This is a genomic window from Streptomyces sp. NPDC002795 (assembly GCF_042888725.1).
Lineage (GTDB): Bacteria > Actinomycetota > Actinomycetes > Streptomycetales > Streptomycetaceae > Streptomyces.
This window is the reverse complement of record NZ_JBIAQB010000003.1, coordinates 185,056-209,074: the sequence shown is the minus strand read 5'-3', so window position 1 is coordinate 209,074 and position 24,019 is coordinate 185,056. Positions and strand designations below refer to the sequence as shown.

General features: G+C 71.1%; 17 protein-coding genes and 2 pseudogenes. 13 read left to right on the top strand and 6 right to left on the bottom strand.

Going from position 1 to position 24,019, the window contains the following annotated elements:
- Window positions 1-20 precede the first annotated feature (20 nt).
- A complete protein-coding gene (locus ACFYWS_RS10285; RefSeq protein WP_389272392.1) occupies window positions 21-2,513 on the top strand; it encodes an NB-ARC domain-containing protein in 2,493 nt (830 codons plus the stop codon).
- Between the two features lie 64 nt (window positions 2,514-2,577).
- Here ACFYWS_RS10285 and ACFYWS_RS10280 read toward each other — a convergent pair.
- Window positions 2,578-3,048, bottom strand: a pseudogene (locus ACFYWS_RS10280) (MarR family winged helix-turn-helix transcriptional regulator); the annotation flags it as partial.
- Window positions 3,049-3,148: 100 nt separating this feature from the next.
- Here ACFYWS_RS10280 and ACFYWS_RS10275 point away from each other — a divergent pair.
- The gene (locus ACFYWS_RS10275; protein WP_389272389.1) at window positions 3,149-4,654 is read left to right on the top strand and encodes an MFS transporter; all 1,506 of its coding nucleotides are present in this window, start codon (window positions 3,149-3,151) and stop codon (window positions 4,652-4,654) included.
- Window positions 4,655-4,699: 45 nt separating this feature from the next.
- On the opposite strand, the gene ACFYWS_RS10270 is transcribed toward ACFYWS_RS10275, so the two are convergent.
- Entirely contained in the window at window positions 4,700-5,122 is a 423-nt protein-coding gene (locus ACFYWS_RS10270) for a YjbQ family protein (RefSeq protein ID WP_389272386.1), read from the bottom strand.
- 59 nt (window positions 5,123-5,181) lie between these two features.
- Between ACFYWS_RS10270 and ACFYWS_RS10265 the strand changes: the two genes are divergently transcribed.
- The 6 genes and pseudogenes from ACFYWS_RS10265 to ACFYWS_RS10240 all read left to right on the top strand — a co-directional run bounded on the left by ACFYWS_RS10265 (window position 5,182) and on the right by ACFYWS_RS10240 (window position 10,158).
- Entirely contained in the window at window positions 5,182-5,328 is a 147-nt protein-coding gene (locus ACFYWS_RS10265) for a putative leader peptide (RefSeq protein WP_389272383.1), read from the top strand.
- Window positions 5,329-5,450: 122 nt separating this feature from the next.
- Window positions 5,451-6,344: an ABC transporter permease gene (locus ACFYWS_RS10260; protein ID WP_389272381.1), complete on the top strand. Its 894-nt coding sequence runs from the start codon at window positions 5,451-5,453 to the stop codon at window positions 6,342-6,344.
- Window positions 6,317-7,084 (top strand): ABC transporter ATP-binding protein, encoded by a 768-nt coding sequence (locus ACFYWS_RS10255; protein WP_389272378.1) that lies wholly within the window; start codon window positions 6,317-6,319, stop codon window positions 7,082-7,084. The genes ACFYWS_RS10260 and ACFYWS_RS10255 overlap by 28 nt, the downstream gene beginning before the upstream one ends.
- A 73-nt stretch (window positions 7,085-7,157) precedes the next feature.
- Window positions 7,158-7,780: pseudogene (locus ACFYWS_RS10250) on the top strand (hypothetical protein).
- 4 nt (window positions 7,781-7,784) lie between these two features.
- Window positions 7,785-8,954: an LLM class flavin-dependent oxidoreductase gene (locus ACFYWS_RS10245; protein ID WP_389272375.1), complete on the top strand. Its 1,170-nt coding sequence runs from the start codon at window positions 7,785-7,787 to the stop codon at window positions 8,952-8,954.
- A gap of 76 nt (window positions 8,955-9,030) precedes the next feature.
- Complete coding sequence (locus ACFYWS_RS10240) at window positions 9,031-10,158, top strand: NAD(P)-binding domain-containing protein (RefSeq protein WP_389272372.1); 1,128 nt, start codon at window positions 9,031-9,033, stop codon at window positions 10,156-10,158.
- Window positions 10,159-10,818: 660 nt separating this feature from the next.
- Here ACFYWS_RS10240 and mltG read toward each other — a convergent pair.
- Together mltG and ACFYWS_RS10230 are read right to left on the bottom strand one after the other, a co-directional pair.
- Window positions 10,819-11,652, bottom strand: coding sequence for an endolytic transglycosylase MltG (mltG, locus tag ACFYWS_RS10235; protein WP_389272369.1), 834 nt, complete (start codon window positions 11,650-11,652; stop codon window positions 10,819-10,821).
- 120 nt (window positions 11,653-11,772) lie between these two features.
- The gene (locus ACFYWS_RS10230; RefSeq protein ID WP_389272366.1) at window positions 11,773-13,596 is read right to left on the bottom strand and encodes an ABC transporter ATP-binding protein; all 1,824 of its coding nucleotides are present in this window, start codon (window positions 13,594-13,596) and stop codon (window positions 11,773-11,775) included.
- A gap of 138 nt (window positions 13,597-13,734) precedes the next feature.
- On the opposite strand from ACFYWS_RS10230, the gene ACFYWS_RS10225 reads away from it, so the two are divergent.
- The 3 genes from ACFYWS_RS10225 to ACFYWS_RS10215 all read left to right on the top strand — a co-directional run bounded on the left by ACFYWS_RS10225 (window position 13,735) and on the right by ACFYWS_RS10215 (window position 18,789).
- Window positions 13,735-14,178, top strand: coding sequence for a MarR family winged helix-turn-helix transcriptional regulator (locus ACFYWS_RS10225; RefSeq protein ID WP_389272363.1), 444 nt, complete (start codon window positions 13,735-13,737; stop codon window positions 14,176-14,178).
- Between the two features lie 82 nt (window positions 14,179-14,260).
- Window positions 14,261-17,194, top strand: a complete 2,934-nt coding sequence (locus tag ACFYWS_RS10220) for an FAD-binding and (Fe-S)-binding domain-containing protein (protein ID WP_389272360.1) — start codon at window positions 14,261-14,263, stop codon at window positions 17,192-17,194.
- A gap of 140 nt (window positions 17,195-17,334) precedes the next feature.
- Window positions 17,335-18,789: a Gfo/Idh/MocA family protein gene (locus ACFYWS_RS10215; RefSeq protein ID WP_389272357.1), complete on the top strand. Its 1,455-nt coding sequence runs from the start codon at window positions 17,335-17,337 to the stop codon at window positions 18,787-18,789.
- 58 nt (window positions 18,790-18,847) lie between these two features.
- Here ACFYWS_RS10215 and ACFYWS_RS10210 read toward each other — a convergent pair whose 3' ends face one another.
- Window positions 18,848-19,600, bottom strand: a complete 753-nt coding sequence (locus tag ACFYWS_RS10210) for a L,D-transpeptidase family protein (RefSeq protein ID WP_389272354.1) — start codon at window positions 19,598-19,600, stop codon at window positions 18,848-18,850.
- 190 nt (window positions 19,601-19,790) lie between these two features.
- Here ACFYWS_RS10210 and ACFYWS_RS10205 point away from each other — a divergent pair, with 190 nt between their 5' ends.
- Window positions 19,791-21,641, top strand: coding sequence for an ABC transporter transmembrane domain-containing protein (locus ACFYWS_RS10205; RefSeq protein WP_389272351.1), 1,851 nt, complete (start codon window positions 19,791-19,793; stop codon window positions 21,639-21,641).
- The gene (locus ACFYWS_RS10200) at window positions 21,638-23,437 is read left to right on the top strand and encodes an ABC transporter ATP-binding protein (protein ID WP_389272348.1); all 1,800 of its coding nucleotides are present in this window, start codon (window positions 21,638-21,640) and stop codon (window positions 23,435-23,437) included. Before ACFYWS_RS10205 ends, ACFYWS_RS10200 begins: the two co-directional genes overlap by 4 nt.
- Before the next feature lie 59 nt (window positions 23,438-23,496).
- On the opposite strand, the gene ACFYWS_RS10195 is transcribed toward ACFYWS_RS10200, so the two are convergent.
- Complete coding sequence (locus tag ACFYWS_RS10195; RefSeq protein WP_389272345.1) at window positions 23,497-24,012, bottom strand: hypothetical protein; 516 nt, start codon at window positions 24,010-24,012, stop codon at window positions 23,497-23,499.
- Between the last annotated feature and the right edge of the window lie 7 nt (window positions 24,013-24,019).

Here is a 24,019-nt window from a genome sequence, read left to right as displayed (position 1 = left end):
ACGAATGCGAGGGGGAGCTGATGGCAGTCGAGGTGGCGGCGCTCGCCGCGTCGGGGGCGACGAGCACCGTGGTCGGGCTCGTCGTCACTGAGGCGTGGACGCAGGCGCGGACCCGGATCGCCCGGCTGTTCGGCAACCGCCGCCAGGCGGGGACGGTCGGCGCGGACGACTCTCAGCTCCAGGCCGCGGTCGAGGAGTTGGCGGTCGCCATCCAGGGAGGCGACCACCACGCCGTGGGGGCCGCCGGGCACCTGCTCCGCAGCAGACTGCGGCACGCCTTGCGGGAGGGATCCGCCAGCGCGGCTGAACTGGTCACCCTGTTACGCGAGTTGGAACAGGAGCAGGACGAGGAACGGACCGGCGAGCCGGACCCGATCCGCGCAGACGCCCACCGGGACACCTCGCCTTCCGGCATCGCCTACGCCGTGCCGCCCGCCCTGCGACACGACGGTCCGCCGTCCCAGGTACCCGCGCTACAGGCGCGATTCGTCAACAGGTCCACCGAACTGGCCGACCTCGACGGCCAGTCGGCCGACGGCCGGCCGGACGCGACCGACGGCACGCACGTCGACGTTCGCGTGCTCGCCGGGCAGCCCGGGGTCGGCAAGACAGCCCTGGCCCGGCACTGGGCGCACCGGATGCGCGGGCGCTTCCCCGACGGTCGGCTCCACGTCGACTTCGCCGCGTTGCGGGCCTCCGGCGACGGTGGTTCCGGCGCGGACGTGGCGGAAGCGGTCGGCCACTGCCTGCGCTCCCTGGGAGTCGACGACACTCTGCTGCCACCCGCACTGGCCGAGCGGACCGCCCTCTTCCGTAGCCGTACCGCCGATCTGCGACTGCTCCTCGTCCTCGACGACGTGACGGCCCCCGCCCAGGTGCGTGCCCTCATCCCGCACGGGCCCGGCAGTACCGTGCTGGCCACCAGCACCGCGAAGCTCGGCGAACTCACCCTTGACGGCGCCCGCCCACTGCACCTGGACCCCCTCACCCCGGACGCCGCCCTTCTCCTGCTGGCCGATCGGTGCGGTGAGGCGGCCGTCTCCGCGGAGCCCGAGGCGGCCCGGCAGGTGGCTGCACTGTGCGAAGGCCTACCGGTCGCCCTCCATGTCGCCGCGGCCCGGATCGCGACCGACCGGCACCTCACCCTGGCCGCCCTCGCCGCCGAACTGGCCGACGAGAAAGGCAGATTGACCGCTCTGAGCGTCGGAGGCGATTCCCCGGTGACCACCGTCCTCGACGCGTCGTATCGGCAGCTGCCGCCGGAGATGGCCCGCGGCTACCGGCTTCTCTCCCTGATTCCAGGCCCCGGCCCGGTCGACGCGGCGACGGCCGCGGCCGCCCTCGACACGGACACACCAGCCGCACAGATCCTCCTCGACGTTCTTGAGGACCTGAATCTGCTGGAGCGCACCATCGAGCGCCGCTACCGCTTCCACGGCCTGGTGCGCCTGCACGCCCGTACTCACGCGGCAGCCGAGGAGCCGTCCGACACCGAACGCGTCGTCGTGCGGCGGGTTTTGACGCACTACCTCACGCTCACCGCGTTCGCGGACCGCGCCGTGCGCGCCGACCGGACCCGCATCGTCGACCTGGACGCGCTCCTGGCCCACCGGACGGACCCGTTCACGGTGCCCGGCGGCCCACGCCCGCTGGACTGGCTGGAAGCCGAACGCACCACCATCGTGGCGATCCTTCGTGCCGCCGACGAGTTCCGTCTGCACACACCCGGCTGGCAACTGGCCGAGGTCTTCACCGTGCTGTTCCTGCACCACCGCCACCTCGGCGACTGGCAGGAGTCCCTGGAGCTCGGCGCGCGGTGCGCCCGTGCCGCGGTCGCGCCCGCCGCGGAGGCCCGACTGCGCAGCCTCCTGTCCCGCCCGCTCATGGACCTCGGACTGTACGACGCCGCGGAGCGCGAGTTGAGTACGGCTTCGGCCTGCGCCGAAGTGGCCGGTGACGTCGTCCTGCACGCGTCCGTGCTGGAGTTCTCCGGCCGCTATTGGGACGTGGCCGACCCGGCCCGCGCGATCGACGCGTACCGCCGCTCCATGGACTTGAACAGGCAGGGCGGCGAACGGCGCGGCGCTGCCATCGCCGCGTTCTTCCTGGGCCGCGCCGAGGACAGGACGGGCGCCCCTGCCGACGCCCTCAGCACCCTGCGACGGGCGCGCGCCGATCTCCTTGAGCTGCCCGCCCCCGACCACCGCATGGCGGCCAGGGCCACCGCCGCACTCGGCCGCGTCCTGGACCACCTGGGCCGCACGGACGAGGCGGTACGCGAACTGCGTTCGGCCGAACAGGCCTTGCGCGAAGGGCAGTCGTACGCCTACGAGGCCGAGGCCCTGCTCGACCTCGCGGCCATCGCCGAGCGCCCCGGCGCCGACCGGTCCCGGCTCCGCTCCGACCTCGCCAGGGCGCTCACCATCCACGAGGAGATGGGCGGTCCTCCCGCCTTCGTGGCCGAGTTGCACCAACGGCTGCGCGACGCGGAGCGGGCGGACGAGGACGGCTGAGAACCGACGGGGCCGGCCTCGGCTGAGCGACGTCGTCGGGGGAGCGTGGTGGCGCCGCGATCGGCTCCGCGAGGTGGGCGTCCATGGTCGAGTTCATATCGTCCATGAACGACTCGAACCGCGCCAGGAGGTCCGGCGGGTAGTGCGACATCGCGGCGTCGAGGCGGTGGGCGAGCGGGCCGAAGAACTCGTCCGCCCGTTCCTGGATGTGCGCGCCGCTGCGCAAGGAGATGACGCGCCGGTCGGAGTGCTCGCGTATGCGGCTGATGTGCCCAGCCGCTTCGAGACGGTTCAGGAGTGCGGTGGTGGCGCCCGTGGACAGCGAGATGCGCTCGCTCAGTCGTGCCGGTGAGAGAAGCGTGCCGCGCTCTTCCGCGGCGGCGATCTCCAGTACCGCCGTCGCGTCGGTGGAGTGCAGGCCCAGCCACGCGGCGAAGCGCCGACTGAGCTCGGCGTAGTGACTGCCGTGGATCCTCAGCCCCTCCATGAGTCGCTCACGCTGCGCTGTGGCGTCCTCGCGCACCGCTTCTTCCATGGCGGGCCCACCACCTTTCTCCCCTGCCGCGCGTCTGCGCCGGCGGCCATTTTGACAACCCACCGCCCCCACTTTACTTTCACCATGGAACTATTCCATCATGGAGGTATTGACCGTGCGCGACCCGTCCCCCACCGGCGAAGAGACCACCGAACCCCACCGATGGCGGTGGCTGATCCTGGCCGTGATGATCATCGCGGAGATCATGGATCTCCTGGACGCCTCGATCGTCAACGTCGCAGGACCGGCCCTGGAGGAGTCCCTCGGCGCCAGCTCCGTCGGCCTGCAATGGGTGATCGGCGGCTACGCCCTCACGATGGGCGCCGGGCTCGTACTCGGCGGCCGACTCGGCGACCGCTACGGGCGCCGCACCATGTTCCTGCTCGGCCTGACCGCCTTCACCGCGACCTCGCTGCTCTGTGCGGTCGCACCGAACATCGAGTCACTGATCGCCTTCAGGCTGCTGCAGGGCACCGCCGCGGCGATGCTCCTGCCTCAGGGCCTCGGCCTGCTGCGCGAGAACTTCTCCGGGCCCGAACTCACCAAGGTCTTCGCGATCTTCGGCCCCGTCCTCGGCCTGGGCGGCATCATCGGCCCGGTCCTCGGCGGCTTCCTCATCGAGGGCGACTTCTTCGGCCTGGGCTGGCGGTCCGTGTTCCTGGTCAACCTGCCCATCGGCATCGCGGCACTGATCGTCGCCGCGGCGTTCGTGCCCAAGAAGGCAGGCGACCGCACGGTGCGCGTCGACATGGCCGGCGCGGCCCTGATCGCGGTCTCCTGCGCCCTGCTGGTGCTGCCGCTCAACCAGGGGCAGGAGGACGGCTGGCCGCTGTGGACATGGCTGTGCATGGCCGCCTCCGCGGTCGGGTTCGCCCTCTTCGCCGTGCAGCAGCGCCGCACGGCCGCAGCGGACCGGGAACCACTGATCACCCCCGGCCTGCTGCGCAAACCCGCCTTCACCGTCGGGCTCGGCGGCATCGCCCTCTTCTTCGGCGGCCTGATCGGCACACAGCTCGTACTCACCCTCTTCCTCCAGATCGGCCAGCACTTCACCGCCGGGGACGCGGGGCTCGGCAACCTGCCGCTCGCCGTCGGCACCGCGATCGGCGGCGCCGTCAGCGGCGCGTTCCTCGCCGACAAGATCGGCCGCAAGGTCCTGCAGATCGGCCCGCTGATCCAGCTGGCCGGAGCGGCCCTGCTGTGGTTCGAACTGGACGGCCTCGACGCCGCCTCGTTCTCGATCTGGGACATCGCCCCCGGCATCACCGTGGCGGGCATCGGAGCGGGCATGGTGATCGCCGCCCTGTTCAGCTTCATCCTCGCCGCGGTCGACGACGACGAGATCGGCTCCGCCTCCGGCGTACTGTCGGCCGTGCAGGCAGTTGGCGGATCCATCGGAGTCGCGCTCTTCGGATCAGTGTTCTTCGCCCAGGCCAAGACCGGTGATTTCACCAGCGGATTCCACCGCGCGCTGATCGTCCAGGCATGTCTGCTGGTGGCGTTCCTCGCGATCACCTTCCTGCTGCCCAAACAGGGACGCCCCGAGGACGAGCAGCACGGCACCGACACCCAGGCCCCCACCGACGCCCAACACGCGGCCGTGTAACCCCGGGCCGGGAGCCGTCCGCGCGACGGCGGCGGCCCCGCCCCATTACCCCAGGAAGCTCAACCGAACGTGGCGGTTGGGGTTGTCGATGTTGGTGTCCACCAAACACACCGACTGCCACGTCCCCAGCTCCAACCCGCCCCCCACCACCGGCAACGTCGCATGCGGCGGCACGAGCGCCGGCAGGACGTGGTCGCGGCCGTGGCCCGGGGAGCCGTGGCTGTGCTGCCAGCGGTCGTCCGCGGGGAGGAGGGTGTGGAGGGCGGCGAGGAGGTCGTCGTCGCTGCCGGCGCCCGTTTCGATGATGGCGATGCCCGCGGTGGCGTGCGGGACGAAGAGGTTGAGGAGGCCGTCGCGGCCGTGGGCGACCTCGCGCAGGAAGGACTCGCAGTCGCGCGTCAGGTCGACGACGCGCTCGGCGGAGCCGGTGGTGAGGTCCAGGACTCGGGTCGTGAAGACGTCTGACATGGGGACATTGTCCCCCAGGAAAGCCGTCGGGCGCCCGGCGGGGAGGGTCGACCCCCGGGATGCCCGGTCCATACGCTGAGACGTTGTTGACCATGCGTCGACAACTGGATACGTTCTGCCGCATGTTGCGTTCAGCCATGCTCACCACGCGCGGTCACATCGACCTGCTGCGGGTGGCCTCTGCCGCGTGTCGACCCGGCTGCTGACGCCTTCTCCTCTCGCCTTCCTCACCTTTTTCTCGTTGCCGCCTCGGCGTTCGCCCGTGACGGCGCGCCACTGACGCGCGCCCGCTGACGCCGAGGCGTGCCCTCGCCTGCCATGGAGTGCCATGAGCGTCAGTCATGCTCCGCCCGTTCCGCCTGCCGGAAAACAAGGCTCGCCCGCCGACCCGGACTCGCCCGGGTCTCCGGCGTCGCCGCCCGAGCTCGTCCCTCTCGTCCCCTCCTCCACCCGCCGCACCCGCGTCCCCCGTTGGCTGCGCCGCACCAGTGGGCCGCTGCTCCTCCTCGCACTGTGGCAAGTCCTCACGTCTGTAGGGGTGTTGACGCCCGAAGTACTGGCGTCGCCGGGCACCATCGCGGGTGTCGGTGCGGATCTCGTCTCCGACGGGTCGCTGCCCGCGGCCATGGGTGTCTCGCTGCAACGCGTCGCCGTCGGACTGCTGTGCGGTGTCGTCGTCGGGACCGGGCTCGCGCTGTTGTCCGGTCTTTTCCGGGTCGGCGAGGATCTCGTCGACGCGAGTGTGCAGATGCTGCGGACGGTGCCGTTCGTCGGGCTGATTCCGCTGTTCATCATCTGGTTCGGGATCGGCGAGGCACCGAAGGTCGCCATCATCACCCTTGGTGTGTCGTTCCCGCTGTACCTGAACGTGTACGCCGGGATTCGCGGCGTCGACTCCCAACTCATCGAGGCCGGGGTGTCGTTGGGGCTCGGCCGGTGCGGGCTCGTACGTCATGTCGTGCTGCCGGGTGCACTGCCCAGCGCCATGACCGGGCTGCGGTACTCGCTCGGCATCGCGTGGCTGGCGCTCGTCTTCGCCGAGCAGATCAACGCCGACGCCGGCATCGGCTTCCTGATGGTGCAGGCGCGGGACTTTCTGCGCACCGACGTCATCGTCGTCTGCCTGATCGTCTACGCGTTCCTCGGCCTGCTCGCCGACTTCGTCGTCCGTTCCCTCGAAAGGCTGTTGCTGCAATGGCGACCGACGTTCACCGGCCGGTGACCGCTTCTCCTGATTCCCCCGAGACCACCCTCGATGCCGGTTCCGCCGTGCGCGTCGACGGGCTCAGTCGGTCCTTCGACGGGCGCGCCGTCATCGACGACCTCCAACTTGAGGTACAGCCGGGGGAGTTCGTCGCCCTGCTCGGACGCAGTGGATGCGGCAAGTCCACACTGCTACGCATCCTCGCCGGGCTCGACCGCGACATCGAGGGCACCGTACTCGTGCCGCGACGCAAGGCCGTCGCGTTCCAGGCGCCGCGGCTCATGCCGTGGAAGCGGGTGTGGCGCAACGTACTGCTCGGCCTGCCGGGCAAGCCCGAACGGGGCGTAGCCGAGCGGGCATTGGAGGAGGTGGGGCTCGGGCATCACAACGACGCCTGGCCCAAGACGCTCTCCGGCGGCGAGGCCCAGCGCGCCTCGCTCGCCCGTGCCCTCGTGCGCGAGCCCGATCTGCTGCTGCTCGACGAGCCGTTCGGTGCGCTCGACGCGCTGACCCGGATCAAGGCCCAGCGTCTGGTCGGTGAGCTGTGGCAACGGCGGGGCTGTGCCGTGCTGTTGGTGACACACGACGTCGAGGAGGCGGTGCTGCTCGCCGACCGGGTGCTCGTCATGGATGACGGTGTCATCGCCCACGAGACCCGTATCGATCTGGAGCGGCCGCGCGACATCACCGATCCGCGCTTCGCCGAACTGCGCGCCGAGCTGCTGAACCGGCTCGGCGTGGACGAGTCCTCCCCCTGATCGCCGCCCCTCCCGCCCATCCCACCCATCCCATCCGTTTCGCTCAACCCCCCTAATCCTGAACGGACTTGTCATGCGACGCCCTCTCATAGCCGGCGCCCTCGTCACTCCCCTCACCCTCCTGCTCGCCGCCTGCTCCGGTGCCTCCACCGCCAGCACGTCCACCGGCAGCGGTGGAAGTGGCGGCGGCGTCGACGGAAAGGGGTCGCTCACCCTCAACGTCGGTGACCAGAAGGGTGGTTCGGAGGCCGTACTGAGGGCCGCCGGTGAACTCGACGACCTGGACTACAAGATTCGCTGGTCCACGTTCACCTCGGGCTCGCCTTCCAGGTCGCCTCCCCCATCGCCCTCGCCGACAAGAAGAAGTCCGCCGCGATTCAGGACTATCTCGACCGGCTGCGGCGCGCCCAGGACTGGGTCTACAAGCATCCGCAGGCGTGGGCGAAGGTGTGGGCCAAGGACACCGGACTGCCGTACGGGGCGGCGTACGACGCCGTGAAGCGTACGAACGGCACACGTGTCACGGTCGCCGTCGACAAGAACGTGATCGCCTCCGAGCAGCAAATCGCGGAGGTCTTCACGCAGTTGAAGCTGATTCCGCGCAAGGTCGACTTCTCGAAGTACGTCGATACGCGCTTCAACGGCGAGCTGCCGCCGTCCACCACCGCCCCGCGCACGTACGGCAAGGAGTCCTGAACCCATGAACGTATCGCTGCACTGGTTCCTGCCGACGGGTGGCGACGGCCGTACTCTCGTCGACCGGCACGCCTTCAGCGGCGGGGCGCTCGAGCGTTCGCCGGGCGGACCGATCTCCGGAGTGCGCGCGCCCGATCTCGACTATCTCGTTCAAATCGCCAAGGCTGCCGAGCGGTTGGGGTTCGAGGCCGTTCTCACTCCGACGGGGACGTGGTGCGAGGACGCGTGGCTGACGACGGTCGCGCTCGCCCAGCACACCGAGCGCCTGAAGTTCCTCGTGGCGTTCCGGCCCGGGGTGATCTCGCCGACGCTCGCCGCGCAGATGGCGTCGACGTATCAACGCCTCACGAACGGGCGGCTGTTGCTCAACGTCGTCACCGGTGGTGACTCGGCCGAGCAGCGGCGCTTCGGCGACCATCTCGACCACGATCAGCGCTATGCCCGCACCGACGAGTTCCTTTCGGTGGTGCGTGGTGTGTGGGGCGGCAGCTCGCAGGAGCCGTTCGACTTCGCCGGTGAGCACTACCGGGTCGACGGCGGCTACACCGCGCTTCCGCCGAACCCCCGGCCGGAGATCTTCTTCGGTGGTTCGTCGGCCGCGGCGGGGCCCGTCGCGGCGCGGCACTCCGACGTGTATCTGACGTGGGGCGAGCCACCGCAGCAGGTGAAGGAGAAGATCGACTGGATCCGCTCGCTCGCCGAGCGGGAGGGGCGCACCGTGCGGTTCGGGATCCGGCTGCACACGATCTCGCGTGATTCGGCGCGGGAGGCGTGGGCCACCGCGGACCGGCTGCTCGACGACCTCTCCCCCGAGGCCGTCGCCGCCGCGCAGGCCGCGCTCGGTCGCAGTGAGTCGGTCGGGCAGCAGCGGATGCTGGCGCTGCACGGTGGTGAGCGGGGGAGCCTGGAGATCTCTCCCAATCTGTGGGCCGGGGTCGGTCTGGTGCGCGGTGGCGCCGGGACGGCGCTCGTCGGCAGCCACGCCGATGTCGCCGACCGGATCGAGGAGTACCACGCGCTCGGCATCGAGCACTTCGTGCTCTCCGGGTATCCGCATCTGGAGGAGGCGTACTGGTTCGGAGAGGGGGTCATTCCGGAACTCGCCGCACGCGGGCTCGTGGCGCCGGTCGCGCGCCGGTCGGGTGTGCCGCTGGCGGTCGCGGGCGGGCGCTGATCTGTTTCGACCCGCTTCGTACAGGCGGCTTCGTACAGGCGGGAAGATCTCGCTCCCCGATGGAGTTAGTAGAAACGTGAACGACATCGGGGTACGAGACGCCGCCTCCGCCGATGGTCCGCGCCGAGTCGACGTCGTCATCATCGGCGCGGGCCAGGCAGGGCTTTCCGCCGCCTACCACCTACGCCGCGTGGGATTCGAGCCCGAGCGGGACCTCGTCGTCCTCGACCACGCGCCCCGCCCGGGCGGCGCCTGGCAGTTCCGGTGGCCCTCGCTCACGTACGGCAAGGTGCACGGCATGCACGCGCTGCCCGGCATGGAGCTGACCGGCGCCGACCCCGCGCGGCCGTCCTCCGAGGTCATCTCCGGGTACTTCACCTCGTACGAGGAGGCCTTCGATCTGCGCGTGCGGCGCCCGGTCGACGTGCGGGCGGTGCGCGAGGGGCGCGAGGGGGAGGACGGGCGGCTGCTCGTCGAGACCTCGGACGGGGTGTGGTCGACGCGCGCCCTGGTCAACGCGACGGGCACCTGGGACCGGCCGTTCTGGCCGCGCTACCCCGGGCAGGAGACCTTCCGCGGGCGGCAGCTGCACACCGCTCAGTACCAGGGGCCCGAGGAGTTCGCAGGTCAGCGCGTCGTGGTAGTGGGCGGCGGGGCCTCAGGGACGCAGCACCTGATGGAGATCGCGCCCTACGCCGCCTCGACGACCTGGGTGACCCGCCGGCCGCCCGTCTTCCGCGACGGCCCCTTCGGCGAGGAGGAGGGGCGGGCCGCCGTGGCGATGGTCGAGGAACGGGTACGCCAAGGGCTCGCGCCGCAGAGCGTGGTGTCGGTGACCGGGCTTCCGGTGAACGACGCGATCCGCGCGGCCCGCGCGAACGGTGTCCTCGACCGCCACCCCATGTTCGACCGGATCACGCCGACCGGTGTGGCCTGGGACGACGGGCACGAGGTGGCGGCCGACGCGATCCTCTGGGCCACCGGCTTCCGCGCCTCCATCGAGCATCTGGCGCCGCTGAAGCTGCGGGAGCCGGGCGGCGGGATCCGGATGGAGGGCACGCACGCGGCGCTCGACGCCCGCGTCCACCTGGTCGGCTACGGCCCGTCGGCCAGCACAATCGGTGCGAACCGCGCGGGGCGGTCGACGGCCCGCGACATCCAGCGGCTACTGGGGCGGAGGGCGCCGGCGCCGGTCACGGTCTGAGGCGTAGAGGCTGGGGCGGCGCGGTCGGGCGGCGCGGTTCGGCGGCGCGGTCCGGTGGCGCAGTCGGGCGGCGCGGTCCGGCGACGCGGCCGGGGGGCGCGGTCCGGCGACGCGGCCGGGCGACGCGGTCCGGCGGCACCGTCCGGCGGCGCAGTCGGACGACGCGGCCGGACGGCACGGTCCGGCGGCGCAGTCGGGCGACGCGGTCCGGCGACGCGGCCGGGCGACGCGGCCGGGCGACGCGGCCGGGCGACGCGGCCGGGCGACGCGGCCGGGCGGCACGGTCCGGCGACGCGGCCGGATGACACGGCCGGGCGACGCGGTCGGGGCGATCCGAACCGAGCCGGTGCGCCGCCCTTCTGCCCGGCTCGGATTCCGGCTCAGATTCGGGCTCGGGCTCCGGCTCCGGCTCCAGCTCCAGCTCCAGCTCCAGCTCAGATTCCAGCTCGGGCTCGGGCTCCGGCTCCAGTTCCAGCTCAGATTCCAGCTCAGATTCCAGCTCGGGCTCCGGCTCCGGTCCCGCCCGGCCGAACCCGATCCGGCCCCGACCCCGGGCCCGGCCCCGCCGGCCAAGCGCCCGCTCCACCCCCGGGATCCCTGCCCCGCCCCACACGACCACACGACCACACGACGACACGACCCGCCCCCCGGAGGGCCTCGTCAGCCGTCCTTCCTGGCCTTCGCCTGGTTCTTGTTGAACTCCGCCACGTTCTTCTCCTGCTCACCCAGGTCCGCCGTGAAGCGCGTGTCCCCCGCCTTGACCGTCACGAAGTACAGCCAATCGCCGGACGTCGGCCTGGTCGCCGCCTGCATCGCCTGCTCCCCCGGGTTGCCGATCGGGGTGGGCGGCAGCCCCTTGCGCGCGTAAGTGTTGTACGGGTTGTCGATCTTGGTGTCGTCGTGCGTGGTGTCCAACGTGGAACGGCCGAGCGCGTAGTTGATGGTGGAGTCCATCTGCAGCGGCATGCCGTGATCGAGCCGGTTGTATATGACGCGGGCGACCCTGCCCATGTCCTCCTTGTTGTCCGCCTCGGCCTGCACGATGCTCGCGATGATGACCCGCTGGTACGGGTTGACGGTCTTGCGCTCGGCGCCCGCGGTGGTGCCGCTGCCACCGAACCTCTTGTTCGCCGTGTCGACCATGTACGAAAGGACCGACTGCGGGGTCGACTTGTCGTTCAAGGGATACGTGGCCGGGAAGAGGTACCCCTCGGCGTTGCCACCCGCGTCGCCCGGGACCTTGAGGTGCGCCTTGGTCGCGGCCTTCTTCGTGGTGCCGGCCGGGACGTCGAGTGCCTTGTCGACGGCCTCGTACACCTGGCCCGAACGCCAGCCCTCCGGAATGGTCAGAGTCCGGTTCGCCTCGTCCGCGCCCGCCAGGGCCAGTGGCACCGCGACGGCCGTTGCCGCCACGACGGCCCCGGTCACCGTCATGGCGACGCGTCCTCGGCGCGTGAGTCGCGTCGTGTTCCGTCGCGGAGTCTCGGTCTGCATGCCGGAACGGTAACCCGTGCGTCAGAGCATCCCTGACAAATCTCTGCCTTCCCCGACTCCCTCACGGACTCTCTCCCCGCTGTTCGCGCCGATGCCATGGCGGACCGGACACCACACCCGTCACGCCGCCGCTTCCACGCGCGTGTCCCGCCGCACCAGCGCCGCGTAACGGCCCTCGCGACCGAGCAGTTCCTCGTGCGTGCCGCGCTCGGCTATTCGCCCGGAGTCCAGGACCACGATCTGCTCGGCGCCGCGGACCGTGGAGAGGCGGTGCGCGATCGTGATCGTCGTGCGGTTGGCCGAGAGCGCGTCGATGGCTTCCTGCACGGCGTGCTCGGTGCGGGTGTCGAGCGCGCTGGTCGCCTCGTCGAGGATGAGCACCGGCGGGTCCCGCAGAATGGTGCGGGCGATGGCCAGGCGCTGCTTCTCGCCTCCGGAGAAGCGGTGACCGCGCTCGCCGACCACGGTGTCGTAGCCGTCCGGCAGAGCGGCAATGTGCTCGTGGATCTGGGCCGCGCGGGCCGCCGCGTACAGCTCCTCGTCGGTGGCGTCGGGCTTGGCGAACCGCAGGTTCTCGGCTACTGAGGCGTGGAACAGGTACGTCTCCTGCGAGACCACGCCGATCGCGCGCGCGAGGGTGTCGAAGTCCAGGTCGCGTACGTCGATCCCGTCGAGGGTGACGCGGCCGCCCGTGACGTCGTAGAGCCGCGGCACCAGATAGCTGAGCGTGGACTTTCCGGAGCCGGTGGGGCCGACGACGGCGAGGCTGCCGCCCGCGGGGACGGTGAGGTCGATGCCGTCGAGGATCGCGCTCTGCCGCTTGTCGGCGGCGTCTTCGGCGGCATAGCGGAACTCGACGTTCTCGAAGCGGACCTCGCCCTTGACGGTGTCGAGACGGACCGCGTCCTCGCGCTCGGTGATGTCCACCGGCAGGTCGAGGTACTCGAAGATGCGCTGGAACAGGGCGAGCGAGGTCTGGATCTGGACGCCGGTCTGCAGCAGGCTCACGGTCGGCCGGAACAGGCCCTGCTGCAGGGAGACGAACGCGACGAGGGTGCCGATGGAGACGGTGGGGCCACCGAAGTGCAGGGCGAGGCCGGCCGCCCAGTAGATGACCGCGGGCATGGCGGCCATGACGATGCTGATGACGGCCATCCGCCAGCGCCCCGCCATGTTCGACCTGACCTCCAGGCCGACCAGTTCGTCCGACTCGTCGGCGAAGGACTTGGTGAGGGAGTCGGCGCGGCCCATGGTGCGGCCCAGCAGGATGCCGCTGACGGAGAGCGACTCGGTGACCGTGGCGGCCATCGCCGCCATCTGCTTCTGGCGCTGCGTGGCGATCTTCTTGCGCTCGCGGCCGACCCTGCGGCTGATCCACACGAAGAACGGCAGCAGAAGCAGGGAGACGATCGTCAGGCGCCAGTCGAGGGCGATCATCGCCACGACCGTGGCGATGACGCTCGTCAGGTTCGAGACGAGGGAGGTCGCGGTGGAGGTCACGGTCGCCTGCATGCCGCCGATGTCGTTGGCGATGCGGGACTGGACCTCGCCGGTGCGGGTCCGGGTGAAGAAGGCGAGGGACATGCTCTGCAGCCGGCCGTAGACGGCGGTGCGCAGATCGTGCATGACGCGCTGGCCGACGGTCGTCGAGATCAGCGTCTGCAGGACGCCGAAGACGCTGGTGACGACGGCGCTGACGATCATGCCGAGGGCGAGCAGGCTGAGCAGCCCGGTGCGGCCCTGCGGGATCGCGACGTCGAGGATCTCCTTGAGCAGGAACGGCGTCGCGACCGTGACCAGCGAGGCGGCGCCGACCAGCAGGCCGACGAGGGCGAGCCGGGCGCGGTAGGGGCGGAACAGGGACAGGATGCGGCGGATCTGTCGCGGCTGGCCCGATGCCTGGGCATCGGGAGGCGGCGTCCAGTCGATTTCGTCGCGGCGCATGGGCCTCCTAGGCGTAGGGAGAGCTCGGCACGCGCCACGCACCGGGTCCCGGCAGGTCAGCAGTCGAGCTCGACTCGAGGAGCATAATGCATTGTTACCTCTATTCACAATGCACTAGGTCCTGCTAATGTTCCCGGCATGAAGACACCGGACGCCGACGGTTTCCTCGCCGAGCAGCTGCTGCGGCTCACGCGCCGCCTGCAGCGGATACAGCGGCGCCAGCTGGAGCCGGTCGGGATCACGCCCGCACAGTCCCGCCTGCTGCGCACGCTGGTGCATTACGAGACGCCGCCGCGCATGGCCGATCTGGCGCAGCGCCTGGAGGTGGTCCCGCGCGCCGTGACGACGACGGTGGACGGCCTGGAGGCGGCCGATATGGTGCGCCGCGCGCCGGATCCCACGAACCGCCGGGTCATCCGCATCGAGCTCACCGACAAGGGGCGGGCCGCACTGCGGGAGCTGCGCAGCGCGCGCCGCGCGGCGGCAGAGGAGATCCTGTCACCGTTGGACAAGGAGCAGCGCGCGCAGCTGACGGTCTTGCTGAACGCACTGTTCGAGCTCCCGCGCACACCGGAGTGCTGACCGCGCCGGAGTGCTGACAGTGACAATGCCGGAGCGCTGAGTCCGGAGAACTGACAGCGATCGAAGCGATCGAGGAGAGGCCATGCCGCTGCTGGAGCCGAAGCCGGAAGCCCTGCGCCCCGGAGCCCGCTCGTCGGGGCCGGCGCCCGACCGGGTCGCGGACCGGCAGGCCGGTGGCACTCCCGAGCCACTGCGCTCGGAGCTGACGCGACTGCTCGGTGCGGACAAGGTGCTCACCAAGATCTCGGACCTGGTGCGCTACGCGTCGGACGCCAGCCCGTACCGCTTCGTGCCGCAGGTCGTGGTGGTCGCCGAGGACATCGACGACGTGTCGGCGGTGCTCTCCTACGCGCACGGCAAGGACCGCGAGGTCGTCTTCCGCGCGGCGGGCACGTCGCTGAACGGGCAGGCGCAGGGCGAGGACATCCTCGTCGACGTACGCAAGTTCTGGGCGGGCATCGAGGTGCTCGGCGACGGTTCGCGCGCGCGGATCGGCCCCGGCACCACGATCGTGCGGGCCAACGCCACGCTCGCGCGGCACGGGCGCGTGCTCGGCCCCGACCCGGCGAGCGCGATCGCCTGCACGGTGGGCGGCGTGGTGGCGAACAACGCGTCGGGGATGACGGCGGGCACCACCCGGAACTCGTACCGGACGGTGTCCTCCCTCACCTTCGTGCTGCCGTCCGGCACCGTCGTCGACACGGGCGACCCGCGCGCGGACGAGGATCTGGCACATGCCGAACCGGCGCTCTGCGAGGCCCTGTTGGCGATCAAGCGGGAGATCGAGGACGACGCGGAGCTCGCCCGCAGGATCCGCGCCAAGTACGAGATCAAGAACACGAACGGGTACCGTCTGGACGCCTTCCTCGACGGCGGGACGCCGGTGCAGATCATGCGCGGCCTGATGGTGGGCTCGGAGGGCACCTTCGGGTTCATCTCCGAAGTCGTCTTCGACACCCTGCCGTTGGACCGGAAAGTGTCGACGGCGCTGCTGTTCTTCCCCTCCCTGCCCGCGGCCGCGGCGGCGGTACCGGTGTTCAACGCGGCGGGCGCACTGGCCGTGGAGCTGATGGACGGCAATACGCTGCGCGCCTCCGTCAGCGTGCAGGGCGTGCCGCGGGACTGGGCCGAGCTGCCCAAGGAGACGACGGCGCTGCTCGTGGAGTTCCGCGCCCCGGACGCGGCCGCACAGGCCGCCTACGAGAGGGCGGCCGCGAAGGCCCTCGAAGGCCTCGACCTCGTCGCGCCCGTCGCCTCGGTGACCAATGAGTTCACGCGGGACGCGAAGACGATCGCGGGCTACTGGAAGGCGCGCAAGGCGTTCGTGACGGCGGTGGGCGGCTCGCGCCCTTCGGGCACGACGCTCATCACGGAGGACTTCGCGGTGCCGCCCTCGCGGCTCGCGGAGGCCTGCGAGGAGCTGCTCGAACTGCAGACGCGGCACGGCTTCGACGCCGCGGTGGCGGGCCACGCCGCTCACGGCAACCTGCACTTCCTGCTGGCGTTCGACGCGGCGAGGCCCGAGGACGTGGATCGGTATGCGGCCTTCATGGACGAGTTCTGCCGCCTCACCGTCGACCGGTTCGACGGCTCCCTGAAGGCGGAGCACGCGACAGGCCGCAATATCGCCCCCTTCCTGGAGCTCGAATGGGGCGCTCGGGCAACGGAGTTGATGTGGCGCACGAAGCAGGTCATCGACCCGGACGGCGTGCTCGCGCCCCGCATCGTGCTGGACCGCGACCCGAAGGCCCATCTGCGGGGCCTCAAGACGATCCCCAAGGTGGAGCTGATCGCCGACCCGTGCATCGAGTGCGGCTTCTGCGAACCCACGTGCCCCAGCGAGGACTTGACGACCACGCCGCGCCAGCGGATCGTGCTGCGCCGCGAGATGATGCGCCAGCCCTCCGGTTCGCCGGTGGAGAACGAGCTGATCGACGCCTACGGGTACGACGCCGTGGACACCTGCGCCGGTGACTCCACGTGCAAGCTGGCCTGTCCGGTCGGCATCGACACGGGGGCGTTCATGAAGAGCTTCCGGCACGCCCGTCACTCGCCGCGCGAGGAGCGGACGGCCGCGCTCGTCGCGAAGAACTTCAAGGCGGTGGAGGCCTCGGCCCGGCTCGCCGTGGCGGCGGCCGACAAGATCGGTGACCGCCTCCTCACGGCCGTGACGGGCGCCGCACGCAAGGCGATCCGGCCGGACCTGGTGCCCGAGTGGCTGCCCGAGGTACCTGCCGCGGCGGCCCGCAAGCTACCGCGTACCGCGCGCGTGGGGGCGACGGCCGTCTACTACCCGGCGTGCGTGAACCGCATTTTCGGCACCCCCGGCGACGTATCGCTGCCTCAGGCCGTTGTCGCGGTCTCCGCGCGCGCGGGCAAGCCGGTGTGGATCCCGGACGATGTGGCCGGGACCTGCTGCGCCACGATCTGGCACTCCAAGGGCTACGACGAGGGCAACAAGGTGATGGCGAACCGGATCGTCGAGGCCGCCTGGGCCTGGACCGGGGGCGGCCGGTTGCCCCTCGTGGTGGACGCCTCCTCGTGCACGCTGGGCATCGCGCACGAGGTGGTGGCGTATCTCACCGACGACAACCGGGAGTTGCACGCGGAGCTGACCATCGTGGACTCCCTGGTCTGGGCCGCGGAGGAGCTGCTGCCGCGGCTCACCGTCGAGCGCACGATCGGCTCCGCCGTGCTGCACCCGACGTGCTCCATGGAACACCTGGGCGACGTGGGGCAGTTGAGAGCCGTGGCCGAGGCCTGCGCCGACGAGGTGGTGCTCCCGGACGACGCGGGCTGCTGCGGCTTCGCGGGCGACCGCGGCATGCTCCACAAGGAGCTGACCGAGTCCGCCACGGCGAAGGAGGCCGCGGAGGTCACGTCCCGCGCGTACGACGCCCATCTGTCGGCGAACCGGATGTGCGAGGTCGGCATGGATCATGCGACGGGCCGCTCGTACTACTCCGTACTGGTCGAGCTGGAGCGGGCGACGCGCCCCGGCGCGGCCCGCGCGTGAAGGCTCGTCACATGAGTCCAAAGGCTCGATGACAGAAGTCCAACCACCCGTCCGATTCGACCTCTTGCGCCCCTGCTCTCACTCCCAGCAGGGTGGCTTGCGCTTGCTCCCGGCACCGCACCCACCCTGTTGGAGGTCCGATGCACGACAACGAGCGCAGCCCACTCGACTCTCCCGAACCCGATGGCCACTCCCGCCGAGATGTCCTGCGCACCGCGGGTGCCGCCGGCGCCGGACTCGGGCTCGTCGCGCTGGGTTCGAGCGTGCCTGCCCAGGCCGCGGAGGCTTCCGGCGCCGGTGGCTCCGGGGCGGCCGAGGCCACCGCCGCGGCGGCGCCGGCCCGGCAGGGCGACACGATGATCGGCGTACCGTTCGAGCGACGGTCCACGGTCCGGGTCGGCATCGTCGGCCTCGGCAACCGCGGCGGCAGCATGATCGACCTCTTCCTGGCGATACCGGGCGTCCGGGTCGTCGCCCTGTGCGACCCGGTCAAGGAGAAGACCGCCAAGGCGGCGGCGAAGGTGACGGCGGCGGGTCAGCCCGCGCCCGCCGTCTACGTCAAGGGCGACCACGACTTCGAGAACCTGTGCAAGCGCGGGGACATCGACTTCGTGTACGTGGCGACGCCGTGGGACTGGCACTTCGAGATGTCGAAGACGGCGATGCTGAACGGCAAACACGTCGGCGTGGAGTGCCCCGTCTCTCTCCAACTCGACCAGCTGTGGGAGCTGGTGAACCTGTCCGAGCGCACCCGAAGACACTGTATGCAGCTGGAGAACTGCTGTTACGGGCGCAACGAAATGCGCGTCCTGCGGATGGCCCACGCGGGCAAGTTCGGTGAGCTGCTGCACGGCGCCGGCGCGTACAACCACGACCTGCGCGGCCTGATGTTCGACCCGGACTACTACGAGGGCCCGTGGCGCCGGCTGTGGCACACCCGGCTGCGCGGCGACCTGTACCCGAACCACGGTTTCGGCCCGGTCTCGAACTACATGGACATCAACCGCGGCGACCGCGTCACCCACATCTCCAGCTTCGGCACCCCCGCTCTCGGCCTGGCCGAGTACCGCGAGGCACACATGCCCAAGAGCGACCCGAGCTGGAAGGAGACGTACATCGAGTCGGACCGCACGATCAGCCTGGTCCAGACGGCGAAGGGCCGGGTGATCCGCCTGGAGCACGACGTCAGCACCCCGCACCCGTACTCGCGGATCAACCAACTCGGCGGTACGAAGGGCGTGTTCGAGGACTATCCGGCGCGGATCTACATCGAGCCCGACCACACGAACGACGCCTGGGGCGACTTCGCGAAGTACGCCGACTGGGACCACTGGCTGTGGAAGGAGCACGCGAACCCGCCGGGCGGGCACGGCGGCATGGACTACATCATGGTCTTCCGCCTGATGCAGACGATGCGCCTCGGCCTCGTCCCGGACTTCGACGTGTACGACGCCGCCACCTGGACCTCACCGGTCCCGCTGAGCCACCTCTCGATCAAGGCGAAGGGCGCGCCGCAGCAGATCCCCGACTTCACGCGCGGCGGATGGCGCAAGGCACGCGGCGGTGTCAACTCGGAGAAGCCCAGCGAGACCTGAGCACGGGGCGGGGGCCGGGGCGGGCGCTGAGGCGTGACCTGGCGGGGGGGGCGCCGGCTCACGCCTTGAGCTCGGCCTTGTCGCCCATCACGACCACCGGGTGCTGCTTCGGATCGAGCGTCTTGAGCAGGTACTCCATGTCGCCCTTCGACTGGCTCACGCACCCCGAGGTGCCGCTGCCGTGGTCCATGTGCAGCCAGATGCTGCCGCCCTTCGACTGGCCCTGCGGCCGGGTCGGGTCGTTGGGCGGCGTGCCCTTGGCGCGGTTGTAGTCGATGGCGATGACGTAGTCGAAGTCGTGCCAGTGCGACTTCGCCCAGTAGTGCGGGGCCTGGAACGACGCCGACTGCGTGTACGGCAGCTTCGCGCCCGGGGCTGCCAGCACGCCGCCGGCGTCGCTGAGCGTGAAGACGCCGACGGGGCTGCGCTTGTCATCCTCGTGGTGGCTGGTCGTCCAGCCCTTCTTGCCGTTGTGCCCGGACCAGCCGCGCTGCTTCTTCCAGGTGTCGCCGGACTTGGTGTAGAGCGCGATGGTGGAGCCTGCCGCGTCCTTGCCGTCGCCGTACACGGCGACGACCTGCCGGGCGTTCGCCGGGATCTGCTTCTGGTAGCGGTCGCCCACCCCCGGGATGCGCCCCGGGTCCGCCGCGCGCGCCTCGGCGCCCCGGGACTCACCGCCCGAGGAGTTCGCCCCCGTCGTGGTCTTCTTCCCGCTGCCGCCGCCGTCGGCGCCGCAGGCGGCCACCGTCGTCAGCAGGACACCGCACGCCGCCATCGCGACGCCCGCCCTGATCACACCCGCACTCCGCATGCGCTCCATGGTCGCACCACAGGTCGTGAACCGCGGAGTCGAATCCGATCACGACGGTCGATCCGGTCCGATTCTTTGCCCTGCGCCGTAAAACCGTTTGCCTCGGCTCGCCACGGGACGCGAACCTTTCACGGTTTGCTGCGTTTGAGTCCGCTTCTTCGATCCACCCCGCTTCGAGCCCTGGGACGTCATGCAGATCTCCGACCTTCCGTATCCAGACCCCGGTGTGCCGGACGCACGCTCGGGCCCCCGGTTCCTGCTCTGGCTCGGCCGGAACCAGCTCGGTGGGCAGGCCAAGTCCCTTGTCTGGGGCCTGATCCACTTCGTCTCCGTCGCCGGCCTCGCGTACGGCGTCGGCTACGCGGTACAGGCGGTCGTCGACCGCTCCGGCTCCGGTCTCGCCAAGGCCGGTGCGCTGATCGTGCTGCTCGGCATCGGTGTCGCGGTCGGCGACACGATGCTGCACCGCACGTCCGTCACGAACTGGATCACCGCCGCCGCCCGCGTCCAGCAGCTCCTCGCCCGCAAGACCGCGACGCTCGGCGCCGCCCTCACCCGGCGGGTCGCGGCGGGCGAGGTCGTCGCGGTGTCCACCGGCGACGTCGAGAAGATCGGCTGGTTCGTCGAGGCACTCTCCCGCTTCACCGCCGCCGCGCTCACCGTCGTCATCGCCGCCGTGGGGCTCCTTATCTACCAGCCCGCGCTCGGTGTCGTCGTCGCACTCGGCATGCCGGTCCTGGCGCTCGCCGTGCTGCCGCTGCTGCCCCGCGCCACCCGGCGCGCCGACCACCAGCGGGAGAAGGCGGGCCATGCCACCGAACTCGCCTCGGACACCGTCGCGGGCCTGCGCGTGCTGCGCGGCATCGGCGGCGAGGAGCTGTTCCTCGACCGCTACCGCCGCGCCTCGCAGGACGTGCGCCGGGCCGCCGTGCGCAGCGCGCGCATGTGGGCGCTGATCTCCGCGATCCAGGTCCTCCTTCCCGGTCTGCTGACGATCGCGCTGGTCTGGTACGGCGTCGCCCTCGCGCGCGAAGGCCGGATCACCGTCGGTGAACTGGTCACCGTCTACAGCGGGGTGATGCTCCTCAATTACCCGCTGCGGCACTTCGAGGAGATCGCCATGGCGTACTCGTTCTCCCAGCCGTCCGCGCAGCGCGCGTCCAGGGTGCTGTCGCTGCGGCGCGTCACGGAACCGCAGGGCGGGCTGCGCGAGGCGAAGGCTCCGACCGGCGATCTGTACGACCCGGCGACCGGTGTGCTGGCGCCCGCGGGGCGGCTCACCGCCGTGGTGTGCGGCGACCCGGACCTGGCGGGGCGCCTCGCCGACCGGCTGGGCGGACACCCCGCTTCCGCCACCGACGACGACGCGGGTGAGGCGGCGCCGTCCGCCCTGCTCGACGGCGTGCCGCTCGACGAACTGCCGCTGGATGTCGCGCGGACGGCCGTGCTCGTCCAGGACAAGGACCCGGTGCTGCTCTCCGGCACGCTCGCCGAACTCCTCGCGGTTCCGGCCTCCGGAGGCGTCGCGCCCGATGACGCGCTGGCCGCGGCCCAGTGCTCCGACGTACTGGACGCCCTCACCCAGGGCGCCCCGGACGAGGACCCGATGGCGGCCCGCATCACCGAACGCGGCCGGTCCCTCTCCGGCGGCCAGCGCCAGCGCCTCGCGCTGGCCCGCTCGCTGGTCACCGACCCGGAGACGCTGGTGCTCGACGAGCCGACGTCCGCCGTCGACTCGCACACCGAGGTTCGTATCGCCCAAGGTGTGCGCGCCCTGCGGCGTGGTCGCACGACCGTGGTGCTGACCTCGTCACCGCTGGTCCTCGACCGCGCCGACCGCGTGGTGTTCGTCCACGAGGGCGCGGTCGCCGCGGTCGGCGAGCACCGCGAACTGGTGCGCACCGAGCCCTTGTACCGCGCGGTCGTCACTCGCGAGACCGACGAGGAGAAGACCTCTCCCGGGACCGAGACCGGGGCCAGGGCCGCGACCGGAACCGGGATCAGTACCGATATCGAGATCGACATCGAGGAGACGGCATGATCGGCGTAGCGCCCCCGGCCTACGACCCGGCGGCCCCCACCACGGCGAACACCCTTCCGGTCGGCGCCCCGGCCACCGTCCGCGCCTATGTACGCGAGCTGTACCAGCGCCACCGGCGCGAGTTCCTCCTGCTCATCGGCGTGAACACGGTCGCCGTCATCGCATCGATGGCCGGCCCGTACCTGCTCGGCGGGCTGATCCAGGACGTCTCCGAGAACCCGGGCGGCGCCGACTCCATCGAAGGGGCCCAACTGGCCCGCACCATCGGCCTGTTCGGGCTCGCCCTGGTGGTGCAGGCCGTGTTCATCCGACAGGTGCGGCTGCGCGGGGCGATGCTCGGCGAGCGGATGCTTGCGGATCTGCGCGAGGACTTCCTGGTGCGGTCCGTGGGCCTGCCGCCCGGCGTCCTGGAGCGGGCGGGCACGGGCGACCTGCTGTCCCGGATCACCACGGACATCGACCGGCTCGCGAACGCGATGCGGGAGGCCGTGCCCCAACTGTCCATCGGTGTCGTGTGGGCGGTGCTGCTCGTCGGCGGTCTCGCGGTGACCGCGCCGCCGCTGGCACCCGCGCTGCTCATCGCGGTGCCGATCCTGGTGCTCGGCTGCCGCTGGTACTTCAAGCGGGCGCCGTCGGCGTACCGCTCGGAGGCCGCCGGGTACGCGGCCGTCGCCGCCGCGCTCGCCGAGACCGTGGACGCCGGGCGCACCATCGAGGCGCACCGGCTCGGAGACCGCCGCATCGAGCTGTCGGAGCGGCGCATCAAGGAGTGGACCGCATGGGAGCGCTACACGCTCTATCTGCGCTCCGCGTTCTTCCCGGTGATCAACACCGTGCACGTCCTGGTGCTGCTGTCGGTGCTGGTGGTCGGCGGGGTCTTCGTCCTCCAGGGCTGGATCGGCGTGGGGCAGCTGACCACGAGTGCGCTCATCGCGCAGATGCTGGTGGATCCGCTCGGCCTGATCCTGCGCTGGTACGACGAGCTTCAGGTCGCCCAGGTGTCGCTGGCCCGGCTCGTCGGCGTGCGGGACATCGAGCCGGACGCGGGCGACGCCTCCGTGCGGCCCGACGGCCGTGATGTCCAGGCGGACGCGGTGCACTTCGGCTACCGCGAGGGAGTCGACGTGCTGCGCGAGGTGTCCCTGGAGGTCGCTCCCGGCACGCGGCTCGCCCTCGTAGGCCCCTCGGGCGCGGGCAAGTCGACGCTCGGGCGGCTGCTCGCCGGGATCTACGCGCCCCGCACCGGGCAGGTCACGCTGGGCGGCGCGGAACTCTCCCGGATGCAGGCCGAGCGGGTGCGCGCCCATGTGGCCCTGGTCAACCAGGAGCACCACGTCTTCGTGGGCTCCCTGCGCGACAACCTCCGCCTGGCCCGCACCGGTGCACAGGACGCGGAGCTGTGGGCCGCCCTCGGCGCGGTCGACGCCGACGGGTGGGCCGGTGGCCTCGCCGACGGACTCGACACGGAGGTCGGCTCGGGCGGGGTCGCCCTCACTCCGGCGCAAGCGCAGCAGATCGCGCTGGCCCGGCTGGTCCTCGCCGACCCGCACACGCTTGTCCTCGACGAGGCGACATCGCTGCTCGACCCGCGCGCGGCCCGCAACCTGGAGCGCTCGCTCAGTCGGGTTCTCGACGGCCGCACGGTCGTGGCCATCGCGCACCGGCTGCACACCGCGCACGACGCGGACGTGATCGCCGTGGTCGAGGACGGCCGGATCCGTGAGCTCGGCAGCCACGACGACCTGGTCGCGGCCGACGGCGCGTACGCGGCGCTGTGGAGGTCCTGGCACGGCTGATGTGCCGACGGCGGCGGTCGGGAGTCCTCTCTTCGGGATGACTTCCGACCGGCGTCGCCTCAGTAGCCGTAGCCACCACCGTCGTTGCCGCCGTCGTTCCCGCCGCCCTCGGGGGCGGTCTTCTTGATCGCATTGCCGTGGGAATCGAGGACGTACCAGATCTGGTCGATGCCCTGTCCCTTCGTGTCCCCCGCCTTGTGATCGCCGGCGTAGTAGTAGAGCGGGTGTCCGGCATACGTCGCCTGCGCTGTGCCGCTTCCCTGCGTCGTGGCGATGAGGTTCGACCGGACCCCGGCGCCGGCCTTCGGCTTGCCTTCCATGTGCGGCCATTCCTTGACGCACTTCGCGTCGCACTTCATGGAGTTGCTGTTCTTGCCGTCGCTGGTGAAGAGGTAGAGCGTGCGGCCCTTGCCGTCGACGAGGATCTTGCCCATGGGCGAGTCGCTCGTGCTCAGCGTGGAGGCGTCCTTGACCGCGGGCGTACCTCCACCCGAGCCACCACCACCCCCGCAGCCCGCCAGTCCGAAGGCCGCCACCAGTGCGAACCCGGCCACGCCGATCCTGAAGTTCTTCATGATCACT